The organism is Bacillus sp. FSL W8-0519 (genome assembly GCF_038005585.1).
In the GTDB taxonomy this organism is placed as follows: domain Bacteria; phylum Bacillota; class Bacilli; order Bacillales; family Bacillaceae_G; genus Bacillus_A; species Bacillus_A paranthracis.
In genome coordinates this window covers 4,757,501-4,778,015 of record NZ_JBBOTL010000001.1, presented here as the reverse complement: position 1 = coordinate 4,778,015, position 20,515 = coordinate 4,757,501, and the positions used below count along the sequence as shown (strand labels likewise).

At 37.2% G+C, this 20,515-nt stretch carries 24 protein-coding genes (1 of these 24 only partly in view); 13 read left to right on the top strand and 11 right to left on the bottom strand.

The window, feature by feature from the left end:
• Window positions 1–134: 134 nt before the first annotated feature.
• Window positions 135–1,859, top strand: a complete 1,725-nt coding sequence (locus NST14_RS25170; protein WP_001104211.1) for a phospho-sugar mutase — start codon at window positions 135–137, stop codon at window positions 1,857–1,859.
• Window positions 1,860–1,966: 107 nt separating this feature from the next.
• Window positions 1,967–2,854: a UTP--glucose-1-phosphate uridylyltransferase GalU gene (gene galU / locus NST14_RS25165; protein ID WP_002163486.1), complete on the top strand. Its 888-nt coding sequence runs from the start codon at window positions 1,967–1,969 to the stop codon at window positions 2,852–2,854.
• Window positions 2,855–2,895: 41 nt separating this feature from the next.
• Here galU and NST14_RS25160 read toward each other — a convergent pair whose 3' ends face one another.
• Window positions 2,896–3,489 (bottom strand): biotin transporter BioY, encoded by a 594-nt coding sequence (locus NST14_RS25160; protein ID WP_001252157.1) that lies wholly within the window; start codon window positions 3,487–3,489, stop codon window positions 2,896–2,898.
• 50 nt (window positions 3,490–3,539) lie between these two features.
• Window positions 3,540–4,283, bottom strand: coding sequence for a DUF3298 and DUF4163 domain-containing protein (locus NST14_RS25155; protein ID WP_000810358.1), 744 nt, complete (start codon window positions 4,281–4,283; stop codon window positions 3,540–3,542).
• A 95-nt stretch (window positions 4,284–4,378) separates the two neighbouring features.
• Here NST14_RS25155 and NST14_RS25150 point away from each other — a divergent pair, with 95 nt between their 5' ends.
• Window positions 4,379–4,762: a hotdog fold thioesterase gene (locus NST14_RS25150; RefSeq protein ID WP_001140608.1), complete on the top strand. Its 384-nt coding sequence runs from the start codon at window positions 4,379–4,381 to the stop codon at window positions 4,760–4,762.
• 41 nt (window positions 4,763–4,803) lie between these two features.
• Here the strand turns inward: NST14_RS25150 and NST14_RS25145 are convergent, their stop codons facing one another.
• Both NST14_RS25145 and NST14_RS25140 read right to left on the bottom strand, forming a co-directional pair.
• Window positions 4,804–6,180: a glycine--tRNA ligase gene (locus NST14_RS25145; RefSeq protein WP_000287153.1), complete on the bottom strand. Its 1,377-nt coding sequence runs from the start codon at window positions 6,178–6,180 to the stop codon at window positions 4,804–4,806.
• Between the two features lie 347 nt (window positions 6,181–6,527).
• On the bottom strand, window positions 6,528–7,241 hold the full coding sequence (locus NST14_RS25140) for a DNA alkylation repair protein (RefSeq protein ID WP_229143402.1): 714 nt from the start codon (window positions 7,239–7,241) through the stop codon (window positions 6,528–6,530).
• 117 nt (window positions 7,242–7,358) lie between these two features.
• Between NST14_RS25140 and NST14_RS25135 the strand changes: the two genes are divergently transcribed.
• Window positions 7,359–7,826 carry a hypothetical protein gene (locus NST14_RS25135; protein ID WP_000390057.1) on the top strand — a complete coding sequence of 156 codons (468 nt, stop codon included), beginning with the start codon at window positions 7,359–7,361 and terminating at the stop codon, window positions 7,824–7,826.
• A 58-nt stretch (window positions 7,827–7,884) separates the two neighbouring features.
• On the opposite strand, the gene NST14_RS25130 is transcribed toward NST14_RS25135, so the two are convergent.
• Window positions 7,885–9,210 (bottom strand): ArsB/NhaD family transporter, encoded by a 1,326-nt coding sequence (locus NST14_RS25130; protein WP_000545225.1) that lies wholly within the window; start codon window positions 9,208–9,210, stop codon window positions 7,885–7,887.
• A 289-nt stretch (window positions 9,211–9,499) separates the two neighbouring features.
• Between NST14_RS25130 and kapD the strand changes: the two genes are divergently transcribed.
• Complete coding sequence (gene kapD, locus NST14_RS25125) at window positions 9,500–10,123, top strand: 3'-5' exonuclease KapD (protein WP_001005369.1); 624 nt, start codon at window positions 9,500–9,502, stop codon at window positions 10,121–10,123.
• Window positions 10,124–10,164: 41 nt separating this feature from the next.
• Here the strand turns inward: kapD and NST14_RS25120 are convergent, their stop codons facing one another.
• The gene (locus NST14_RS25120) at window positions 10,165–10,548 is read right to left on the bottom strand and encodes a kinase-associated lipoprotein B (RefSeq protein ID WP_001209341.1); all 384 of its coding nucleotides are present in this window, start codon (window positions 10,546–10,548) and stop codon (window positions 10,165–10,167) included.
• Between the two features lie 165 nt (window positions 10,549–10,713).
• Between NST14_RS25120 and NST14_RS25115 the strand changes: the two genes are divergently transcribed.
• Together NST14_RS25115 and sodC are read left to right on the top strand one after the other, a co-directional pair.
• Window positions 10,714–10,890 carry a hypothetical protein gene (locus NST14_RS25115; RefSeq protein WP_000982758.1) on the top strand — a complete coding sequence of 59 codons (177 nt, stop codon included), beginning with the start codon at window positions 10,714–10,716 and terminating at the stop codon, window positions 10,888–10,890.
• A 68-nt stretch (window positions 10,891–10,958) separates the two neighbouring features.
• A complete protein-coding gene (gene sodC / locus NST14_RS25110) occupies window positions 10,959–11,498 on the top strand; it encodes a superoxide dismutase [Cu-Zn] (protein WP_000746504.1) in 540 nt (179 codons plus the stop codon).
• A 185-nt stretch (window positions 11,499–11,683) separates the two neighbouring features.
• Here the strand turns inward: sodC and NST14_RS25105 are convergent, their stop codons facing one another.
• On the bottom strand, window positions 11,684–12,835 hold the full coding sequence (locus tag NST14_RS25105) for a MalY/PatB family protein (protein ID WP_001175834.1): 1,152 nt from the start codon (window positions 12,833–12,835) through the stop codon (window positions 11,684–11,686).
• A gap of 117 nt (window positions 12,836–12,952) precedes the next feature.
• Between NST14_RS25105 and NST14_RS25100 the strand changes: the two genes are divergently transcribed.
• Window positions 12,953–13,204, top strand: a complete 252-nt coding sequence (locus tag NST14_RS25100; RefSeq protein WP_000537634.1) for a DUF1871 family protein — start codon at window positions 12,953–12,955, stop codon at window positions 13,202–13,204.
• 30 nt (window positions 13,205–13,234) lie between these two features.
• Here the strand turns inward: NST14_RS25100 and NST14_RS25095 are convergent, their stop codons facing one another.
• Window positions 13,235–14,074 (bottom strand): alpha/beta fold hydrolase, encoded by an 840-nt coding sequence (locus tag NST14_RS25095; RefSeq protein WP_001015186.1) that lies wholly within the window; start codon window positions 14,072–14,074, stop codon window positions 13,235–13,237.
• Between the two features lie 109 nt (window positions 14,075–14,183).
• Entirely contained in the window at window positions 14,184–15,176 is a 993-nt protein-coding gene (locus NST14_RS25090) for a 2-hydroxyacid dehydrogenase (protein ID WP_109631471.1), read from the bottom strand.
• A 254-nt stretch (window positions 15,177–15,430) separates the two neighbouring features.
• Here NST14_RS25090 and NST14_RS25085 point away from each other — a divergent pair, with 254 nt between their 5' ends.
• The 3 genes from NST14_RS25085 to yugI all read left to right on the top strand — a co-directional run bounded on the left by NST14_RS25085 (window position 15,431) and on the right by yugI (window position 17,713).
• Window positions 15,431–15,928, top strand: a complete 498-nt coding sequence (locus NST14_RS25085; protein ID WP_000255699.1) for an Lrp/AsnC family transcriptional regulator — start codon at window positions 15,431–15,433, stop codon at window positions 15,926–15,928.
• Window positions 15,925–17,115 carry an aminotransferase gene (locus NST14_RS25080; protein WP_000808515.1) on the top strand — a complete coding sequence of 397 codons (1,191 nt, stop codon included), beginning with the start codon at window positions 15,925–15,927 and terminating at the stop codon, window positions 17,113–17,115. The genes NST14_RS25085 and NST14_RS25080 overlap by 4 nt, the downstream gene beginning before the upstream one ends.
• A gap of 253 nt (window positions 17,116–17,368) precedes the next feature.
• Window positions 17,369–17,713 carry a S1 domain-containing post-transcriptional regulator GSP13 gene (gene yugI, locus NST14_RS25075; protein ID WP_000003767.1) on the top strand — a complete coding sequence of 115 codons (345 nt, stop codon included), beginning with the start codon at window positions 17,369–17,371 and terminating at the stop codon, window positions 17,711–17,713.
• A gap of 111 nt (window positions 17,714–17,824) precedes the next feature.
• Here yugI and NST14_RS25070 read toward each other — a convergent pair whose 3' ends face one another.
• On the bottom strand, window positions 17,825–18,058 hold the full coding sequence (locus NST14_RS25070) for a DUF378 domain-containing protein (protein WP_000105788.1): 234 nt from the start codon (window positions 18,056–18,058) through the stop codon (window positions 17,825–17,827).
• Window positions 18,059–18,332: 274 nt separating this feature from the next.
• Between NST14_RS25070 and NST14_RS25065 the strand changes: the two genes are divergently transcribed.
• On the top strand, window positions 18,333–19,685 hold the full coding sequence (locus tag NST14_RS25065; protein WP_000103660.1) for a glucose-6-phosphate isomerase: 1,353 nt from the start codon (window positions 18,333–18,335) through the stop codon (window positions 19,683–19,685).
• Window positions 19,686–19,791: 106 nt separating this feature from the next.
• Window positions 19,792–20,205 (top strand): YugN-like family protein, encoded by a 414-nt coding sequence (locus tag NST14_RS25060; RefSeq protein ID WP_000612285.1) that lies wholly within the window; start codon window positions 19,792–19,794, stop codon window positions 20,203–20,205.
• Here the strand turns inward: NST14_RS25060 and NST14_RS25055 are convergent.
• On the bottom strand, window positions 20,192–20,515 hold the final stretch of the coding sequence (locus tag NST14_RS25055; protein ID WP_163257811.1) for a potassium channel family protein. 672 nt of this gene lie beyond the right edge of the window; only the last 324 of its 996 coding nucleotides appear in the window; its start codon lies beyond the right edge, outside the window — the gene reads right to left on this strand; it ends in the stop codon at window positions 20,192–20,194. The genes NST14_RS25060 and NST14_RS25055 overlap by 14 nt on opposite strands.

Here is a 20,515-nt window from a genome sequence, read left to right as displayed (position 1 = left end):
TCCCTTTAGTGGAGTATTTAACAATAGTGTATACAAATATTCCTAGTAAAATCCTGCTAGATTTTATAAAATATTGAGATACAGCATGTTTTTTTCATATAATAAAGGTATGACGAGCGAGAGGAGAGAGAAGAATGAATTGGAAACAAGAATTTAGTCGCTGGCTTTCTTACGCACAATTAGATGCAGAATTAAAAGAACAGCTAGAAAATATGAAGCAAGATGAGAAGAAAATCGAGGATAGCTTTTATAAAAATCTAGAGTTTGGCACAGGTGGTATGCGTGGTGAACTTGGTGCTGGTACGAACCGTTTAAACGTATATACAGTTCGTAAAGCGACAAAAGGATTAGCAAGCTTTATCGAAAAGTTAGGTGAGGAAGCGAAAAAACGCGGTGTTGTTGTAGCCTATGATTCTCGTCATAAATCACCTGAGTTCGCAATGGAAGTTGCTGCTACACTAGGTGCACACGGCATTACAACATATGTGTTTGAAAGCTTACGTCCAACGCCAGTGCTTTCTTTCGCAGTTCGTCATTTACATACAGTGAGTGGAATCGTTCTTACTGCAAGTCATAATCCGCCTGAATATAATGGTTATAAAGTATACGGTGAAGATGGTGGACAGTTGCCTCCGAAAGAAGCTGATGAATTAATTAGCTACGTAAACGCAGTAGAAGACGAGTTAACAGTTGAGGTTGCTAATGTGGAGCGATTAAAAGCTGACGGTTTATTACATATTATTGGACAAGAAGTCGATGATGCATATGCTGCAGAATTGAACAATGTCATTATTAATAAAGAAATGGTGGAAAAGGCCGGCAAAGATTTAAAAATCGTCTTCACACCACTACACGGAACATCAAATATTTCTGTACGCCGTGGTTTAAAAGAAGTTGGATTTACAGATGTAACAGTTGTAAAAGAGCAAGAGTTACCAGATCCGAACTTCTCTACAGTAAAATCACCGAACCCAGAAGAGCATGCAGCATTTGAATATGCAATTCGTGACGGTGAGAAGGTAGGAGCGGATGTATTAATCGCAACAGATCCTGACGCAGATCGCCTTGGTGTAGCAGTTCGTAATCACGATGGTGAGTTCCAAGTATTAACTGGTAACCAAACAGGTGCATTAATGCTTGATTACTTATTATCTCAAAAGAAAGAAAACGGAACGCTACCAGAGAACGGTGTCGTATTAAAAACAATCGTAACGTCTGAAATCGGTCGTACAATCGCGAAAACATACGGTTTAGATACAGTTGATACGTTAACTGGATTTAAATTTATCGGTGAGAAAATTAGACAGTATGAAGAAAGCGGACAATATGAATTCCAATTCGGTTATGAGGAAAGCTATGGTTATTTAATCCGCCCATTCTGCCGTGATAAAGATGCAGTACAATCTGTCCTATTCGCATGTGAAGTAGCTGCATACTACAAATCTCAAGGGAAAACGTTATATGACGGTCTATTAGAAGTATTTGAGAAGTACGGCTTCTTCCGTGAAGACCTTGTGTCGTTAACGTTAAAAGGAAAAGATGGAGCGGAAAAAATCCAAGAGATGATGGCAACATTCCGTGAAAATCCTCCGAAAGAAGTAGCGGGCTTAACGGTTGTAGCAGTTGAAGACTATAAAGCAAGCATTATTACATCTTTACAAGATGGACATAAAGAAGAGATTCACTTACCGAAATCAAATGTGTTAAAATATCAATTAGAGGATGGTTCATGGTTCTGCCTACGTCCATCTGGAACTGAACCGAAGATTAAGTTCTACTTTGGTGTAAAAGATAGTTCTTTACAAAATAGTGAACAAAAGTTACTTACTATTAAAGAAGACATTATGAATCGTTTATAATACAAAGTAATTTTAAGTAGTAAGGAACAAAAGGGAGCGAAATCTCCCTTTTGTTTTATGTAGGAAATGATTGCTATTGATTCCGACAGGAGAGAGGGTATTTTGTGATGAAAAAAGTAAGAAAAGCGATAATCCCAGCAGCTGGATTAGGAACACGTTTTTTACCAGCAACGAAAGCAATGCCGAAAGAAATGTTACCGATAGTAGATAAACCAACGATCCAATACATTGTAGAAGAAGCAGTGAAATCGGGTATCGAAGATATTATTATCGTTACTGGTAAAACAAAGCGTTCTATCGAAGATCATTTTGATAACGCATTTGAACTAGAACAAAACTTATTGGAGAAGAAAAAATATGAGTTGCTTGAAAAAGTACAAGCTTCTTCAAAAATGGTAGATATTCATTACATCCGTCAAAAAGAACCGAAAGGGCTAGGACATGCTGTTTGGTGTGCACGTAAATTCATTGGCGATGAGCCGTTTGCAGTGCTACTAGGTGATGATATTGTCCAAGCTGAGAAACCATGTTTACGTCAATTAATGGATGAGTATGAAAAAACACTTTCTTCTGTTATTGGTGTACAAACTGTTCCAGAGTCGGAAACACATCGCTATGGAATTATTGATCCATTAGAACAAGAAGGTCGTCGTTACCAAGTTCGCAATTTCGTTGAGAAGCCAGCGCAAGGTACAGCACCTTCAAACTTAGCGATTATGGGACGTTACATTTTAACGCCTGAAATCTTTATGTTCTTAGAACAGCAACATGTTGGTGCTGGTGGCGAAATTCAGTTAACAGATGCTATCCAAAGTTTAAACGAAATTCAACGTGTATTCGCTTACGACTTCGAAGGAAAGCGCTATGACGTAGGTGAAAAGTTAGGATTTGTTCAAACGACAATCGAAATGGCACTGCAACACCCAGAATTACGTGATGACATGGTCGTAATGATGAAGAAAATTTTAGAAGAACAAACGAATCAAGAGTCTTAATATAAAAAAGGAGTTGTTCCAGTAGGAACAACTCCTTTTTCTTATGAAATCGTCGAATGAGAATGCTGATAAGCAGAACGACGCACAGCATAGTATATGCGAGGTGCGATAATAGCACCGATAATTGTAAATGCAATATCTTTTACTGCAAACCACATCATAATCATCCAAGCAGCTTTATAGCTCATATTACCGCCCATAAAGAGATTGACTGCCCCGTACATGTAAGTAGTACCGATAATATAAGTTAAAATGATTCCTGTGAAAGAGGCAGTTGCAAATGTACGAAATGTTGGTTTTTCCTTTTGTTCTACGAGTTTTCCTGATACGTAAGCAACGATAATAAATGCGATAATAAAGCCACCAGTAGGATCTAAAAGTGCTCCAAATCCAGCTTTGAAGTTAGCGAAGATTGGTGCACCTGCTACTCCAACTAGCATGTAAACAGTCATTGATAATGCACCAAGTCTACTTCCAAGAAGAAGCCCTGCTAAAATTGCGAAAAATGGTTGCATAGATAATGGGATGCCCGCTACTTGCAGGAATGGTGCCCAAGATACAATATTTGCACCAATGGCCATAAGAGCGACGAACATGGCGGCTAATGCTAAATCTAAAACATGAAATCTCCTCATAATGTTAACCTCCTGTTGTTTTTAAGTTAACATTATCGTAGCGAAACTATTTACTTGTTGTCAATTAAAATATTTTGATAAGAAGGCTTCAAATACTCTCTTAGCAACGTATATGGAATACGAAATTGTGGAATGCCGCTTGAATAAGGTGCAATTTCATATAAAGGGAAATAAATGACGAGATTGTTCGGTTCTAAAAAGAAGTGAAACTTTTTCGTGCTCATGACTTTTTCAGTTGCATCAGGAAAATAAATACTTTCATTTTGTTTAATTTGTCTTACGATCTCAGCACGAATTACGTCTTTATATTTATCTTCTTGTTGAAATAAATCGTCTAAGTGTAGTAACTTTTTTTCTTTTAAATCAAATGTGTTAGCCTTCCACGTATAAAGACCGTGTGCTCCGCCTGTATATTGATAGTAATTCAAATATAGGCTGAGCAAAGGTGATTTATTTAAGGAGACTTTATAATCAACATTCGCCACGTACGGATGAAATGGTGTACTAGATCCTTCTGTTTCTTTATAATATTTTTTTGCGTCTTTTTCTAATTTTGTTTTAAATTTTTCAGTAGATTTTTTGTAATAGAAATTTAGCTTATTTTGAAACTTAGAATCGGAAAAGTTATGAAACGAAGGCCTATTGATTTGATATTCTATATAAGGTTTCTTACCTTTTTGCGTGACAGTCTGAACATCGATTGTCAGGTTGGATGCTTTGGCTGCTAGTGCACAATTTGGTACAATAGTCAGCAAGGAGAACATAAGCGATAGTATAAAAAATTTCTGTTTCATTTAGGTGAAACCTCCTTATATAAGTGTTATACGTAGTTTGAAAGTAAATAGGTAAAATTATACATTTAATTAAAGTGAGAGAAGGGGGAAACGATATGGCAAAAACTTTAATGGATTCGCTTGGAATTGAGTTGTTAGAGATGACAGAAGATAAGGTAGTTGCTACGATGCCTGTTGATGAACGTACACATCAGCCGTTTGGTTTTTTACACGGTGGTGCGTCTCTTGCGTTAGCGGAAACAGTAGCAAGCGTCGGTTCATACAATTTAATTGATCAAGAGAAATGTATTTGCTTCGGTCTAGAAATTAATGCAAACCATATTCGCTCAAAGAAAGATGGAATTGTAACAGCGATCGGAACACCGATACATAGAGGAAACTCAACGATGGTTTGGGATGTACGTATCATTGATGAGAATGACGATTTATTATGTATTTCAAGATGTACAGTAGCAATTAAAGAAAAACGTGAAAAGTAAAAAAAGAGGCTGCTCTAATGAGCAGCCTCTTTTTCTTATAATTAGAACTGGATTTTCTTCTCTAAGAAACCTTTTAGTTCGTTAATTGGCATACGCACTTGTTCCATTGTGTCACGGTCACGTACTGTAACAGCTTTGTCTTCAACTGAGTCGAAGTCATAAGTGATACAGAATGGTGTACCGATTTCGTCTTGACGACGGTAACGTTTACCGATAGAACCAGTTTCGTCAAAGTCTACCATGAAGTCTTTAGCTAGTTCTGCAAATACTTCAGTAGCACCTTCAGATAGCTTTTTAGATAATGGTAAGATCGCTGCTTTGTATGGTGCTAAAGCAGGGTGGAAACGAAGAACTGTACGAGAATCGTTTTCTAATTGCTCTTCTTCATATGCATCACATAAGAACGCTAATGTTACGCGGTCAGCACCTAAAGATGGCTCGATGCAGTACGGTACGTAACGCTCATTCGTTTGTGGATCAATATAGTTAAAGTCTTCGTTAGAGTGTTCCATGTGACGTTTTAAATCGAAGTCTGTACGAGATGCAACGCCCCATAGTTCGCCCCAACCGAATGGGAATTTGAATTCAATGTCAGTTGTTGCGTTACTGTAGTGAGATAATTCCTCTTCACCGTGGTCACGAAGACGCATGCTTTCTTCAGTCATACCAAGTGAAAGTAACCAGTTCTTACAAGTTTCACGCCAGAATGCGAACCACTCTAAATCTTCACCAGGCTTACAGAAGAATTCAAGTTCCATTTGTTCGAATTCACGTGTACGGAATGTGAAGTTACCAGGCGTGATTTCGTTACGGAAGCTCTTACCGATTTGGCCAATACCAAATGGAAGTTTTTTACGCATAGAGCGTTGTACGTTTTTGAAGTTTACGAAAATACCTTGTGCTGTTTCAGGACGAAGGAAGATTTCGTTTGTGCTAGACTCTGTAACACCTTGGAATGTTTTGAACATTAAGTTGAACTGACGGATTTCAGTGAATTCTTCACTACCGCAATCAGGACATTTTACTTCATGTTCTTTCATTAAGTCAGCCATTTGGTCGAAAGTAAGACCATCAACAACCATTTCGATGCCTTTTGCATCTAATGCATCTTCAATTAATTTGTCAGCACGATGACGCGCTTTACATTTTTTACAGTCGATCATTGGATCGTTGAAGTTACCAACGTGACCAGAAGCGATCCAAGTTTTTGGGTTCATTAAAATAGCTGCGTCTAAACCAACGTTGTATGGAGATTCTTGAATGAATTTTTTCCACCAAGCTTTTTTAACGTTATTTTTTAATTCGATTCCAAGTGGACCGTAATCCCAAGTGTTTGCAAGACCACCGTAAATTTCAGAACCAGGGAAAACGAAACCGCGATGTTTCGCTAAGTTTACTACTTGTTCCATTGAATACATAATAAAATCCTCCTTTTGAAAGTTAACGTATTGGCGATGACGTGCTCAGGTAACTTGTGAAACGAGCAGTATATGCTTTGAAAAACATAAAAAAACGCTCATCCCAAGGCTTAATTGCCTAGGGACGAGCGTTTGCCCGCGGTTCCACCCTAGTTGATACACAAAAGGTGCATCCACTTTATCACGTATTGCTCGAGACTGCCGTTTCCTTGCGGCTTCAGGCTTTCACTATCCCTGAATCGCTTTTTGTGCAAGTACTTATAAGTCCGTCATCGCTACTTATATTAATAATAATGAACATATTCTAACACGTTCTTTTTTAAATCTCAATAGAGGAACGCGTCTATCTATGATAGAGTCTCGCCTATTTTTTCGTTATTTATTCCGTAATTTTGTTTAATGTGCTTAATTGCTTCACGCCTGCTGAGCGGGGCAAGCTCGTTATTTTGCACGTATTCCCAAACGACATCGGGATTTGTTTTTGCATATTCGCGAAGGACCCATCCAATCGCTTTTTGAATGAAAAATTCTTTCGAAGAATGTAGTTGTCCAATAACCCAAAAAAGAAGTTCTTCATCCATCTTTTGTTTATATTTTAGCTGGAATAAAATAGCGGCGCGTTGTAACCATATGTTATCTGATGCAATCCATTTTGGAAGATAGGCAGAAATCAATTCTGGATGTTGTAAAAAGATATTACCTAAAAATGTAGGGACGATGCTATCGACAGTGTCCCACCAAGATTTTGTTACAATAAGTTCTTCTAAGAAGGGAATATGCGTTTCGTTTATATGCTTTTTATATTTTTGCATTATATCGAGTGCGGCTGCCTGAAATTCTCGTTCTGGTAAATCCCAAAGCTCACGTACGATAATTTGGAAGTCTTTTGGATCTGGGAGAGTATGTATTTGGATGACGTCTTTTAATAATTGTCTTCTTTCAGGTGTTTGAATACCGAGAAATGGGAAGTGATTTTTCATATAACGTGCCATCGGTTCTGCTTTTTCCGGATTTTTGTGAGCTATGAAATGCTCTTGTAATGTTTTTACAAATGGATGCATCGGTTGTTCTCCTCTCTTATTATCTTACTCCTATTATTATACAGAGAGTTTGGTTGAATTTTAAAACATAACTTGCAATGCAATGAAATATGTTGAGAGTAGAGAGGAGAGGATAAGATGGAAGATCAAGGCTTACTAGCAGGTTTCTTTGCTCTTAGTTTTGCGTTTATTCTTGTTATATTGATTTGGGCAGTTATTGCGTATTTGTTAACGGCTTTTGCACTGTATACGATGGCGAAAAATGACGGTGCAACGGATGGAGTTCTAGCATTTATTCCTTTTTTAAATAGTAAAATATGGGGTGATTTAGCGAAAGATAAATTACCCGATTTCTTGAAAGAAGAAGCAGGATGGAAAGTATTCGGCATATATGTCGCATGTTTCATTTTTAATTTCGTACCAATTTTATATTTAATAGCAACAGCTGTATCCATTGTGTTGTCTATTTATCTTATCTACGCTATTTTAGACAGATATGGAACGAACTCTATATTATTTACAATTATTCATGTCATCACATTTTCAGTGTTCTTGCCGATTCACTTGTTCATTATCAGAAATGAGCCGGTGAGGTATAACGAGTAAGTTTAATTTAAATATGTGTAATGAAAAAAGCGCCCTGGTTATCAGAGCGCTTTTTGTGCTACATAAGGTAGCGTACATAAATATAAATATGAGAAATGATTAATGAAACGATCATAATTGGGAAACCGACTTTTAAGAAGTCCATGTAGCTAAATTTATGTCCTTCGCGGCTTGCGATACCTGCGACAATTACGTTAGCAGAAGCGCCGATTAATGTTCCGTTTCCGCCCAGACAAGCACCTAATGCTAATGCCCACCATAATACGTCGATTTGTGCGTCAGCAGGTGATAAACCTAATCCGACAGCCATATCGTTAATAAGAGGAATCATTGTTGCAACGAATGGAATGTTATCAATTGTTGCAGAGGCGATACCAGATACCCATAAAATAAGGATAGATGCGTAAGAAATATCTCCGCCTGTTATGCCAATTACTTTTTGAGCTAACATTTTAATAAGACCGATGTCGATAAGTCCTCCAACGAGTACGAATAGTCCTGCGAAGAAGAAGATTGTTACCCATTCTACACTTGCGAATACTTCTTCAATTTCATGTTCTTTCACACCGATTAACATAAGTACAGTAGCACCAGTTAAAGCGATGATAGCTGCATCAACGTGGAAAATGGAATGAGTCATGAAACCTACAATTGTAAGTCCAAGTACTGTTAAAGATTTTTTCATTAATACTGGATCTTTAATGTATTGCTTTTCATCTAAACTCATTAATTTTTTAACTTGTACAGGATCAGCGATTAATTGTTTGCGGTACATGAAGTAAAGTATTGTCGCTGTCACACCAATGATAATAATTACGATTGGCGCTAAGTTTAGTAAGAAAGCATTGAAATCTAAATGCTTATTGGCAGAACCAATCATAATGTTAGGTGGATCACCAATTAATGTTGCTGTTCCCCCAATGTTTGAAAAAATAATTTCAGAAAGTAAATAAGGGACAGGATTTACTTGCAGTATGCGCGTAATAGATAAAGTAACTGGAACAACAAGAAGTACAGTTGTAACGTTATCTAAAAACGCGGAACCAAGCGCAGTAAGTAAGGAAAGGGAAATTAAAATTTTAATTGGATTTCCTTGCGCTCCTTTTGCCGCTTTAATGGCAACGTATTGGAAGACACCCGATTTACTCGTAATGTTCACCAAAATCATCATACCGATGAGTAGTGTAATCGTCCCCCATTCAATATGTTTCGTAAAGGCGTTGTGTAAATCAACGACCCCCATAATTACCATGAGTGCTGCGCCAAGAAGTGCGATGACAGCGCGATTAATTTTTTCAGAAATAATAATGGCATATGTAATTAAAAAGACTGCGATAGCAAAATAATACTGCCAGTTTGCGAGCTCTTGCGTTGTTTCGTGCAAAACTCTCATCTCCTTTCATTCACTTTTCTTAGTGTGTCAAAAATTAACTAGATGAAACACACATAACGTCATTATAAAGTAGAAAAATGTCGGATGTAAATGAAAGGGTTTATTTTGTTATATTTTCTGCAAAGGTTACTTTTTCTTATTTTTAAAAATATTTGCGGGCATTTGACATATATATAAGATACATCCAATCTGAATATTTAAAATGGAATTAGCATTCGAGCTTGTTCGTGTAGGAGTGTCAAATAGAAAGGAATGACAAAGATGATAAGGAAGGGATCGTATGAATGAACAACAATTTTTATTTTTGGATTTTGAGTTTACGATGCCCCAGCACAGAAAAAAACCAAAAGGATTTTTCCCGGAGATTATTGAGGTAGGACTCGTTTCGGTTGTTGGCTGTAAGGTAGAAGATACGTATTCAGCTCATGTTAGGCCGAAGACTTTTCCTTCTTTAACGGATCGATGTAAGAAGTTTTTAGGGATTAAACAAGAAGTCGTAGATAAAGGAATTTCGTTTCCAGAACTCGTTGAAAAACTTGCAGAATATGAAAAGAGATGTAAACCGACCATTGTTACGTGGGGAAATATGGATATGAAAGTGTTGAAGCATAATTGTGAAAAAGCGGGAGTAGATTTTCCTTTCCAAGGACAGTGTCGTGATTTATCACTTGAGTATAAGAAGTTTTTTGGTGAGAGAAATCAAACAGGATTGTGGAAAGCGATTGAAGCGTATGGAAAAGTAGGGACGGGTAAGCATCATTGTGCGCTAGATGATGCGATGACGACGTATAATATTTTTAAATTAGTAGAAAAAGATAAAGAGTATTTAGTGAAACCAGCACCTCCAACATTAGGGGAACTCGTTGATTTTTCAAAAGTGTTAAAGAAAGTGAGTACACAGTAACGACCAAATTGCACAGTATGTAATTTGGTCGTTTTGTTTTTTTAAAGTTTGTAGTCCTTTTTTAACTGTTCTAATGTTTCTAGACTACGAACCGCAAAAGGTGAATCATCTTCAGAAAATGAATTCATTTGAGTTTCTAATGCTAATTTGAGTGAATCTGTGTAATCTGGAATTTCTCCTTCATATTTCTTCACCATTTGCTCTGGAATGTTCGTCTGTTCACGAAAAGCTAAAGCACGTCTTTCGTGGAAAAATGGTACGTCAGCTTGTTTTACGTTATGTAAGTCACCTTGCACCGGATGTTTTAAAACAGCTAATACTTTTACGACGTAACTGCCAGGGCGGCTATTTGTAACCTCGCCAATGTATTTTCCCGTTTTATAAATACCAGTAACGATTTCGCCAATTTCAAATGTTTCTCTCATATTTTTCACCTCAAGTTTATAGTAAGGAAAGTAGGAGAAGGAGTCAAAGAAATCATTCGCTTTCGGAACGCCCCTTGAGAATATGGATAGGTTCAACTATAATTTAAATGTATATAACAGAAAATTCTGATGTTTTTCGAATCCTATAATTAAGGAGTGTTCGTTATGATGCCTTTATACTTTCCGGAAGATAAAACAGAATATATTATTCCAGGGATTGTTTGTGTTCTATTTATTATCGGTGCGATTGCTACATGGCGTATGTTCGTTCGTGTATCAAAACGAGAAGCAGATCGATTACAGAAAGTTGAAGAAAAGCTGTTAGCTGAAAAGAAACAGTAACTCATTTTTGTATGTTTCCCTCTATGCTCGGACAATCTAAGGGCAGAATGTATTTTGGAGGGAATAAAATGAAAAAACGGCTTTTTTTCAGTTGTTGTTTACTATTTCTGATGGCAGGTTGTGACCAAGGAAAGCCGAAAGAAATTGACGTGAAATTACATAATGCTTCAGGTGATGAAGTGGGGACTGCAAAAGTAACTCAGCAAACAAGCGGAGTGAAAATTACGATTAAAGGGGAAGGTTTCGCACCTGGCCCGCACGGACTACATGTACACGAAATTGGAGAGTGTAAAGCACCTCGTTTTGAATCAGCTGGAAATCATTTTAATCCAGATGATAAAAAGCATGGACTACTCAATCCGAAGGGTGCAGAAAACGGTGATTTACCGAACGTAATTGCAGATGGTTCTGGAAAGATTAAAGCAGAAATTGATGCGCCGCATATAACGCTTGAAGAAGGAAAAACGACGATTCATAGAAAAGATGGAGCGTCTATTATTATTACAGAAAACGCTGATGATGGCATGACACAACCGACAGGTAAATCAGGTGATCGAATTGCTTGTGGTGTTATTGTAAAAAAAGCGTCGGATATGAAGAAAAAGTAAAAGCTACCGTGCGCGGTAGCTTTTTTGTGTAGTGTAAGTGAAAATATATCAGCGATTATTGGAATATATCGACTGTAACTTAAAATATATCGGCGATTATTGGAATATATCGACGATTTTTAAAATATATCGACTTACCGACAAAAGTTGACAAAGGAGGCTGTCCCAAACAGTCTCCTTTCTTATTATGAAAACGTATGGCGCAGCCTATTTAAAATTTCTTCTAAAACAGACCTTGGACAGCCGATGTTAATTCGAATATGTTCTTCGCCGCCTAATCCGTATTTCTCACCAGGCTCAACAATAATTTTTCCTTTTTCTTCGAGCAATTTAGTGCGCTCATTTTGAGAAAGCTGTAGGCGAGAGCAATCAATCCATAATAAAAAGCTACCTTCTGGCTTCGTTACGGAAAGAGTAGGTATGTGATCTTTCATATATTTACAAGCAAATTGAGCATTATCTTCTATATATAATCGAATTTCATTTAGCCAATCATTACATTCTGTATAGGCACTTACCATCGCTGTATAGGCAAATGTATTTAATCCGTGGAAGCCTTGTCTATATTGGATAGATGTAAAGGCTTGACGGAGTTTTTCATTTGGAATGATAATAATCGATGCTTGTAATCCAGCGATATTAAATGTTTTACTTGGAGCCATACAAGTTATCGTGCGCGCTGCTAGTTCTTCAGATAAAGAAGCGAACGGTGTATGTGTATGATTTGCATAAATAATATCGGAATGAATTTCGTCTGCGACAACGATTACATTATATTTGGTACATAAAGATCCAAGCTTTGTTAATTCCTCTTTCGTCCAAACACGGCCTATCGGGTTGTGAGGACTGCAAAGAAGCATAAGTTTGACACCTTGTTGAAATTGCTTTTCTAAATGCTCGAAGTCTATCGCATATGTATCATTTTGTTTCTGTAATGGACTTACGCATAATTGTCTATTGTTTGTTGTGACCATTTCGAAAAATGGGGGATAAATAGGTGGTTGTACGAGAACGGATTCGTTTTCCTTTGTGAAGGCCTGTATGCTCGTACTAAGAGCTGGAACGATTCCGGCGCTAAAGACAATCCACTCTTTTTGAATATCCCAGTTGTACTGTTTTTTTGTCCAGTTACAAATAATATCGCCAATATTTTCGGGAGGAAGTGTATAGCCGAAAATAGGATGCTCGATACGTTTCTTTAAAGCAGCTTGAATTGGTTGTGGTACTTCAAAATCCATATCAGCAATCCACGCGTGGATAAGTTCTTCGTTTTTATATGTATCCCATTTTGTACTATGAGTTCCACGGCGATTGACTGCTTTATGAAATAGTTGCATAAGTTTGCCCCCTTCTTCTGTAAAACCGTTAAGTTATGAAAGTTCTCTCTCTTCTTATAGAATAGCTGATGTGATAGGATAAAGAAAAGTATTAAAAAGTGAAAAGGCGGGAAGCGAATGGGTACATATGAAAAGATGATAGAGGTTGTGAAGAATTGGGATCCGTTTCAAATGGGACCGGAGTTTTATGAAACAGAAGCGAGCGATGTTGTGAACGTCGCAAGTGTGTTTGATGATTCAAAATACATCGCAAAGAAGATTCAACATATATACTTTATGTCTTTTGAGGAAGTACCTGCGCTTGAAAAATGTGAGAAGTTAGCTGTGGAATTACTTATAATAAAAGAAGGCGGAAGTTGTTCATTGTAGGCTGTCGGAATTTCCGACAGCCTTTTTATATTACTGCGCAGAAAAAGCCATAATTTCTTCATAAACATGTTCCGGTTTTTCTTCAGGTAGTAAATGTCCTGTGTTTTCGTAAGAAATAAATTTCGAATTCGGTAAATCTTTGTGCAGACGATGACCTACATGTACAGGGACGACCCGATCTTTTTCACCCCAAATGAGTAGCGTAGGTGTTTCGATTTTTTGTAATTCAGTTGAAGGTAAGTCACCTTCACGATCTCGTATCATACGAGTTAAAGCGGGGAATATACGGTTGTCATAAAAAGGAGCAGAGTAACCTGCCTTCATTTCATCGTCAATTAATGAATGATCATGAACGACATTCATTAAGTTATGAACGATGCCGCGCCGTATAATCCAGTTCTTTACGTATAAATGAAAGAACGGTAAATAAGAAGAGTACAGTAAAGGTAAAGTTGCGCGTGCTAAATAGCTAGAGCTACATAGTAAAATTGTCTTTGAAATTAATTCAGGACGTATACGGTTTACGTAAAGTGAAATTTGGCCGCCCATAGAATGTCCAACTAACACAATGTTTGAGAGAGATAAGTGTTCAATTAAATCGATTATAATCGTTGCTAAATTATGATAAGAATACTTAAATAGATGAGACTTATCACTCTTCCCGAACGGTGGTAAATCAAGGGCAATGACTGTTCCTTCTTTCGATAATAAAGGAATTAGACGGCGGTAGCTGAATGAGGAAGATAAAAAGCCGTGAACGAGTACGAAAGTAGGACGTTCTGTTTTATTTTCATGTTCATACAATTCGTAATGAACAGTAGTGCCGCGAGTGGAAAAAGTGAAATAAGGACAAGTAGATTCGTGATTCATTTTTTGTCACTCCATTGATTTTTGTTCATATCATTTCCAAGGCAGAAAAAAATATGTTAACAAAAAAAGGCAAGATGACGATGTCATCTTGCCTTTCGTACATTCAGTATTACCCGCGAACAATATTAGGCGGTGTTTTTCCTTGTAACGCTGCAACTAAATTTTCAGCGGCGGTCATAGCCATTTGTTGCCTAGTTTTTAATGTTGCAGATCCGATATGTGGTAAGGTCACAACATTTTGTAATGATAAGAGCGGATTGTCTTTTTGAATCGGCTCTTGTGTAAAAGTATCGATGCCTGCTGCAAAGATTTTCTTTTCTGTTAACGCATCGATTAACGCTTCTTCATCTACTGTTTTCCCACGAGAAGCATTAATGAAGATAGCCGTTTCTTTCATGAATGAAAATTCCTTTTCTCCGATAAGATGGTACGTTTCATCTGTTAATGGAGTAAGAAGAATGATAAAGTCAGACTGCTTTAGAAGCGTCTGTAAATCACAATATGTAGCATCGAATTTTTGTTCAGCTTCTTCTTTTCGGCGACGGTTATAATAAAGAACATCCATATCAAATCCGAATTTCGCTCGTTTTGCAACAGCTTCACCAATTCGGCCCATACCGATAATGCCGATTGTACGATGGTGTACATCTAGCCCAAAGTGCTCTTTTCCAATTTCCGCATTCCATTTACCATTTTTTACGTAGGAGTCGAGTTCACAAACACGACGACCAGCAGATAACATAAGAGCAAAAACGAGGTCAGCTACTGTATCATCTAGTACGTAAGGTGTATTTGTTCCGATGACATTGCGCTTTTCCATCGCTTGTAAATCAAAATTATCGTAACCGACAGAAATGTTGCTTACTACTTTTAAGTTAGGAGCCGCCTCCAATAATTCTTCATTAATAGCAGATCCGAAATTTAATAAACCATCTTTATCTTGTATTTTCTCTAGTAGAACATCACGAGGTACCTTCTCATTTTGCTCCCATTTTTCATAATCACAGTGTTCTGATAAATAGTTTTCTACAAATGTTGGAACTGGTTCAGCAATATAAACTTTTGGTTTCACGATTCCATCCCCTTTCGCTTTATCATGCATTTTTCTACTGAGTAAAGTTTCACTTTACCCCGCTTTAACGAGCAGTAAGACTCCCACCTAAAAAGACGGTTGAGACAAAGAAGTGAGGTGGGAGATCAAGCCCGATTGGAGCGGGCTAATAATCCATGGGGTGAACCTTTCCATGGATTAAAGTTTCACTTTATTTTGACATAATTCACTAAAAAAATCTTCTTTTCAAACTGGAAAGGCTATTTGTATAATTTAGACACAAACGAAAAGGAAGGATGATTTATATGGTGACAGAAAAAGAATTAGAATTATTAGCTTGTCTTGAAAAAAGTAGTCGATTATCTGTAGATACATTAGCGAAGCTGTTAAATATAGAAGTAGAAGAAGTAAAGAAAATGGTTGAAAAATTAGAAGCAGAAAAGATTATCGTGGATTATGTAACACATATCGATTGGACGAAGGTGAAAGAACATACAGGTTTAACGGCAATGATTGATGTGAAAGTTACGCCAAAGCACGGCGTTGGGTTCGATGCGGTTGCTGAGCAAATTTATCGTTATTCAGAAGTGAAATCTGTGTATTTAATGTCAGGGACATATGACCTTTCTATTACATTAGAAGGAAAGACAATGGGAGAAGTGGCGATGTTTGTTTCTGAGAAATTAGCAACAATTGAATCTGTCGTTTCTACGACAACGCATTTTATTTTGAAGAAGTATAAACATGAGGGAATTATTTATGAAAAAAACGATGATGATAAGCGAATTGTGGTGACACCATGAAGCAATTTGAACTATCTAGAGCAGCGGAATCTTTACAACCATCTGGTATTCGAAAGTTTTTCGATTTAGCAGCAAATATGAAAGGTGTTATTTCGCTTGGAGTAGGAGAGCCTGATTTCGTTACACCTTGGAATGTGAGGCAAGCATGTATCCGTTCTTTAGAACAAGGATATACGTCATATACAGCAAATGCAGGATTATTGGAGCTCCGTCAAGAAATAGCAAAGTATCTAAAAAAACAATTTGCAGTTTCTTATGATCCAAACGATGAAATCATTGTTACAGTTGGAGCAAGTCAGGCGTTAGATGTAGCGATGCGCGCCATTATAAATCCTGATGATGAAGTACTCATTATTGAGCCAAGTTTCGTTTCTTATGCCCCGCTTGTGACATTAGCTGGAGGCGTTCCAGTTCCTGTGGCGACTACTTTAGAAAATGAATTTAAAGTACAACCAGAACAAATTGAAGCAGCTATTACAGCGAAGACAAAGGCAATTTTACTTTGTTCACCAAATAACCCAACAGGTGCAATGTTAAACAAGTCCGAGCTTGAAGAAATAGCAGTGATTGTTGAGAAGTACAATTTAATCGTATTATCTGATGAAATTTATGCAGAACTTGTATACGACGAAGCATATACAAGTTTCGCGAGTATTAAAAATATGCGCGAGCATACGATTTTAATTTCGGGATTTTCAAAAGGATTTGCAATGACAGGATGGCGTCTTGGTATGATTGCAGCTCCTGTTCATTTTTCAGAATTAATGCTCAAAATTCACCAATATTCTATGATGTGTGCCCCAACGATGTCTCAGTTCGCAGCACTTGAAGCGTTACGTGCCGGGAATGATGAAGTAATTCGGATGAGAGATAGCTATAAGAAACGCCGTAATTTTATGACGACATCTTTCAATGAAATGGGATTAACGTGTCACGTGCCGGGCGGAGCATTTTATGTCTTTCCTTCAATCTCTTCAACTGGACTATCTTCAGCGGAATTTGCAGAACAGTTATTATTAGAAGAAAAAGTGGCTGTTGTACCTGGAAGTGTATTTGGCGAAAGTGGCGAAGGGTTTATTCGTTGTTCGTATGCAACATCGCTTGAACAGCTTATGGAAGCAATGAAGAGAATGGAACGGTTTATAGAGAATAAAAAAAGGACAAAACACAATACGTTTTGTCCATAAAAGGGGGGGAATACTAGAAAGCCATGTGTTAGTATTCTATCCTAATATTGGAGAATTATACTTACTTAAGGAAATTTTTTCATGAATTTTGAATGAGCTCTGTCATAGTGGTATAATTTACTAATATAAGGTATGCGTATCCTGAGTAGCTTTACTTACGGTACGTATTAACTAATCGGATATTTAACAATAAATCATCTGCTTTGCTATCTACAATTGTAGAGAAAATGGTAAACGTATGGGAGTGTTTCATATGTCAGAACAATATACAACAGGAGTGGTTGTAACAGGGAAAGTGACTGGGATTCAAGATTACGGTGCATTTGTAGCGTTAGATGCAGAAACACAAGGACTTGTGCATATATCTGAAATTACAAATGGATATGTAAAGGATATTCATGACTTTTTAAAAGTCGGCGATACAGTAGAAGTAAAAGTACTTTCAATTGATGAAGAACACAGAAAAATGAGTTTATCGTTAAAAGCGGCGAAAAGAAAACAAGGACGGATTCTTATACCGAATCCATCTAAGGACGGATTTAATACGCTGCGAGAAAAGCTAACAGAATGGATTGAAGAGTCTGAGTTAACAAAGTAAAAGAGGAGCGCATATGAGCGTTCCTCTTTTACTTTTTCTTATGATATATATTTGCAAATATGATTGCATGCAATCATATTCGTATGTCGAAGGTGAGTAAGGACATACTGACTAGCGAATTTCGTTCGTTTCTGGGTGAGTACCAAGATTTTCTGATGGTTTAAAGAGTAAACCAAGATTGATCAGCCCAGAAATACCGACGATGCCGTAAATAATACGTGCAAGAGCTGAGTTTTGTCCACCGAAAATGGCTGCCACTAAGTCAAACTGGAAGAATCCAATTAATCCCCAGTTTACAGCGCCAATTACAGTAAAGACTAATGCGATACGTTGCAAAGTACTCATGAAAAAGCCCCCCTTAATTGTGAAGCATGAGCAAGCGATGAGTTAATTAACTCTTTTATAGAATGGGGTAGTTATGTTGTTTTTATACATAAAAAATGTTCGAAATAGGATGTATATACATCTATACCGAAAAATGCGAATTTTTATGCAAAAAATGAACTTTTTTTAAAAAATATATATTGGTTACGTTTACAAGGGGTGAATCGCTTGATTTACAACTTCAGTTTCGCTAAAGTGAATACAGAAATACATATCCATAATTGGAGGGAAAAAGATGAGTACACATGTAACGTTCGACTATTCTAAAGCGTTATCCTTCATCGGTGAACATGAAATCACTTATTTACGTGATGCAGTGAAAGTAACACATCACGCAATCCACGAAAAAACTGGAGCTGGGAACGATTTCCTTGGGTGGGTAGACCTTCCGCTTCAATATGACAAAGAAGAATTTGCTCGCATTCAAAAATGCGCAGAAAAAATTAAAAATGATTCTGACATTTTACTTGTTGTAGGTATCGGTGGTTCTTACCTAGGAGCACGTGCAGCAATTGAAATGTTAAACCATTCTTTCTACAACACACTTTCTAAAGAACAACGTAAAACTCCACAAGTGCTATTTGTTGGACAAAACATTAGCTCCACTTACATGAAAGATTTAATGGATGTACTAGAAGGCAAAGACTTCTCTATTAACGTTATTTCCAAATCAGGTACAACAACAGAGCCAGCACTAGCATTCCGTATTTTCCGTAAGTTATTAGAAGAAAAGTATGGAAAAGAAGAAGCTCGCAAACGTATTTATGCAACTACAGATAAAGCGCGTGGTGCATTAAAAACATTAGCTGATAATGAAGGTTACGAAACATTCGTTATTCCAGATGATGTTGGAGGACGTTTCTCTGTATTAACGCCAGTTGGTTTATTGCCAATCGCAGTGAGTGGCTTAAATATTGAAGAGATGATGAAAGGTGCAGCTGCTGGTCGTGAGGACTTCGGTACATCAGAACTAGAAGAAAACCCAGCTTACCAATACGCAGTAGTTCGTAACGCTCTATACAATAAAGGAAAAACAATTGAAATGCTTGTTAACTATGAGCCAGCACTTCAATACTTCGCTGAGTGGTGGAAACAGTTATTTGGTGAAAGTGAAGGAAAAGATCAAAAAGGTATTTTCCCATCTTCAGCAAACTTCTCAACTGACTTACATTCATTAGGTCAATACGTTCAAGAAGGTCGTCGTGACTTATTTGAAACAGTTCTAAAAGTAGGTAAACCTACACATGAACTAACAATCGAATCAGAAGAAAACGATTTAGATGGATTAAACTACCTTGCTGGTGAAACTGTAGACTTCGTAAACACGAAAGCATACGAAGGTACACTACTTGCACATAGCGATGGCGGAGTACCAAACTTAATCGTAAATATTCCTGAATTAAATGAGTACACATTTGGTTACCTTGTATACTTCTTCGAAAAAGCATGTGCGATGAGCGGCTACTTATTAGGCGTAAATCCATTTGACCAACCAGGAGTAGAAGCATACAAGAAAAACATGTTTGCTTTACTTGGTAAACCAGGATTTGAAGAATTAAAAGCAGAATTAGAAGAGCGTTTAAAATAATAAAAAGCGGCCGGATTCGGCCGCTTTTTATTATTTCATCGAAAAGTCCATCAGTATATTCAAACTAGAGTGGGTATGCTAAAGAAAAAGTCTAGGAGGGATGGACTTGATTCCGATTCATTCAAATTTAGAAGGACGTACATATGCGTTATATAAGTTAGAAGAAATAATGAAGCCACTCGGATATAGCATTGGTGGCAATTGGGATTATGATAAAGGATGCTTTGATTATAAAATTGATGAAGAAGATGGCTATCAATTTCTGCGAGTGCCATTTACAGCCATTGATGGAGAACTAGATGTACCAGGCGTAATAGTTCGTCTTGGAACGCCGTATATTCTTTCGCACGTATATCAAGACGAACTAGATGATCATGTAAATACGTTAACAGCTGGAACGAGTGGAATGGATCAATTTGCTGAGCCGAAAGATCCAGATGGAGATGTAAAAAGAAAATATATCAATATTGGGAAAGTGCTCATGCAAGAATTAGAGCGTCATTTTACTAATGGTGAATAATAATGAGTATGTCGCTTTCAATGAGAACAAAGGAATGAACTGGATTAATCATATATTGTTCGTCGCGCTTTATACCTAGTAAGAGAATGTTTTGCTTTAAAAGAGTATAGCTACAATTCGCAAAAGTTTGTCCGGTGCAGGACATAGGAAGCTCCATCAGTTGTAATTTATTATCAGAGATTTCGTCGTAAAGTGAAAATAGTACACCTGAAATGGAAGGGAATAAAAGAGAAGCGGTAAATACATAGCTCGTTAATTTATTTCCTTCTATAATTTCTGACACGCCAGCTCTCGTTGCATTTTGTATTTG

What these genes read in the sequence shown, in the direction of transcription:
- NST14_RS25105 (WP_001175834.1), bottom strand. Translation starts at nt 12,835, where the DNA reads ATGCAACTATTTCATAAAGCAGTCAATCGCCGTGGAACTCATAGTACA.
- NST14_RS25065 (WP_000103660.1), top strand. Translation starts at nt 18,333, where the DNA reads ATGAGTACACATGTAACGTTCGACTATTCTAAAGCGTTATCCTTCATC.
- galU (WP_002163486.1), top strand. Translation starts at nt 1,967, where the DNA reads ATGAAAAAAGTAAGAAAAGCGATAATCCCAGCAGCTGGATTAGGAACA.
- NST14_RS25135 (WP_000390057.1), top strand. Translation starts at nt 7,359, where the DNA reads ATGGAAGATCAAGGCTTACTAGCAGGTTTCTTTGCTCTTAGTTTTGCG.
- sodC (WP_000746504.1), top strand. Translation starts at nt 10,959, where the DNA reads ATGAAAAAACGGCTTTTTTTCAGTTGTTGTTTACTATTTCTGATGGCA.
- NST14_RS25150 (WP_001140608.1), top strand. Translation starts at nt 4,379, where the DNA reads ATGGCAAAAACTTTAATGGATTCGCTTGGAATTGAGTTGTTAGAGATG.
- NST14_RS25070 (WP_000105788.1), bottom strand. Translation starts at nt 18,058, where the DNA reads ATGAGTACTTTGCAACGTATCGCATTAGTCTTTACTGTAATTGGCGCT.
- NST14_RS25085 (WP_000255699.1), top strand. Translation starts at nt 15,431, where the DNA reads ATGGTGACAGAAAAAGAATTAGAATTATTAGCTTGTCTTGAAAAAAGT.
- NST14_RS25080 (WP_000808515.1), top strand. Translation starts at nt 15,925, where the DNA reads ATGAAGCAATTTGAACTATCTAGAGCAGCGGAATCTTTACAACCATCT.
- NST14_RS25100 (WP_000537634.1), top strand. Translation starts at nt 12,953, where the DNA reads ATGGGTACATATGAAAAGATGATAGAGGTTGTGAAGAATTGGGATCCG.
- NST14_RS25160 (WP_001252157.1), bottom strand. Translation starts at nt 3,489, where the DNA reads ATGAGGAGATTTCATGTTTTAGATTTAGCATTAGCCGCCATGTTCGTC.
- NST14_RS25095 (WP_001015186.1), bottom strand. Translation starts at nt 14,074, where the DNA reads ATGAATCACGAATCTACTTGTCCTTATTTCACTTTTTCCACTCGCGGC.
- NST14_RS25115 (WP_000982758.1), top strand. Translation starts at nt 10,714, where the DNA reads ATGATGCCTTTATACTTTCCGGAAGATAAAACAGAATATATTATTCCA.
- kapD (WP_001005369.1), top strand. Translation starts at nt 9,500, where the DNA reads ATGAATGAACAACAATTTTTATTTTTGGATTTTGAGTTTACGATGCCC.
- NST14_RS25120 (WP_001209341.1), bottom strand. Translation starts at nt 10,548, where the DNA reads ATGAGAGAAACATTTGAAATTGGCGAAATCGTTACTGGTATTTATAAA.
- yugI (WP_000003767.1), top strand. Translation starts at nt 17,369, where the DNA reads ATGTCAGAACAATATACAACAGGAGTGGTTGTAACAGGGAAAGTGACT.
- NST14_RS25155 (WP_000810358.1), bottom strand. Translation starts at nt 4,283, where the DNA reads ATGAAACAGAAATTTTTTATACTATCGCTTATGTTCTCCTTGCTGACT.
- NST14_RS25170 (WP_001104211.1), top strand. Translation starts at nt 135, where the DNA reads ATGAATTGGAAACAAGAATTTAGTCGCTGGCTTTCTTACGCACAATTA.
- NST14_RS25145 (WP_000287153.1), bottom strand. Translation starts at nt 6,180, where the DNA reads ATGTATTCAATGGAACAAGTAGTAAACTTAGCGAAACATCGCGGTTTC.
- NST14_RS25090 (WP_109631471.1), bottom strand. Translation starts at nt 15,176, where the DNA reads ATGCATGATAAAGCGAAAGGGGATGGAATCGTGAAACCAAAAGTTTAT.
- NST14_RS25140 (WP_229143402.1), bottom strand. Translation starts at nt 7,241, where the DNA reads ATGCATCCATTTGTAAAAACATTACAAGAGCATTTCATAGCTCACAAA.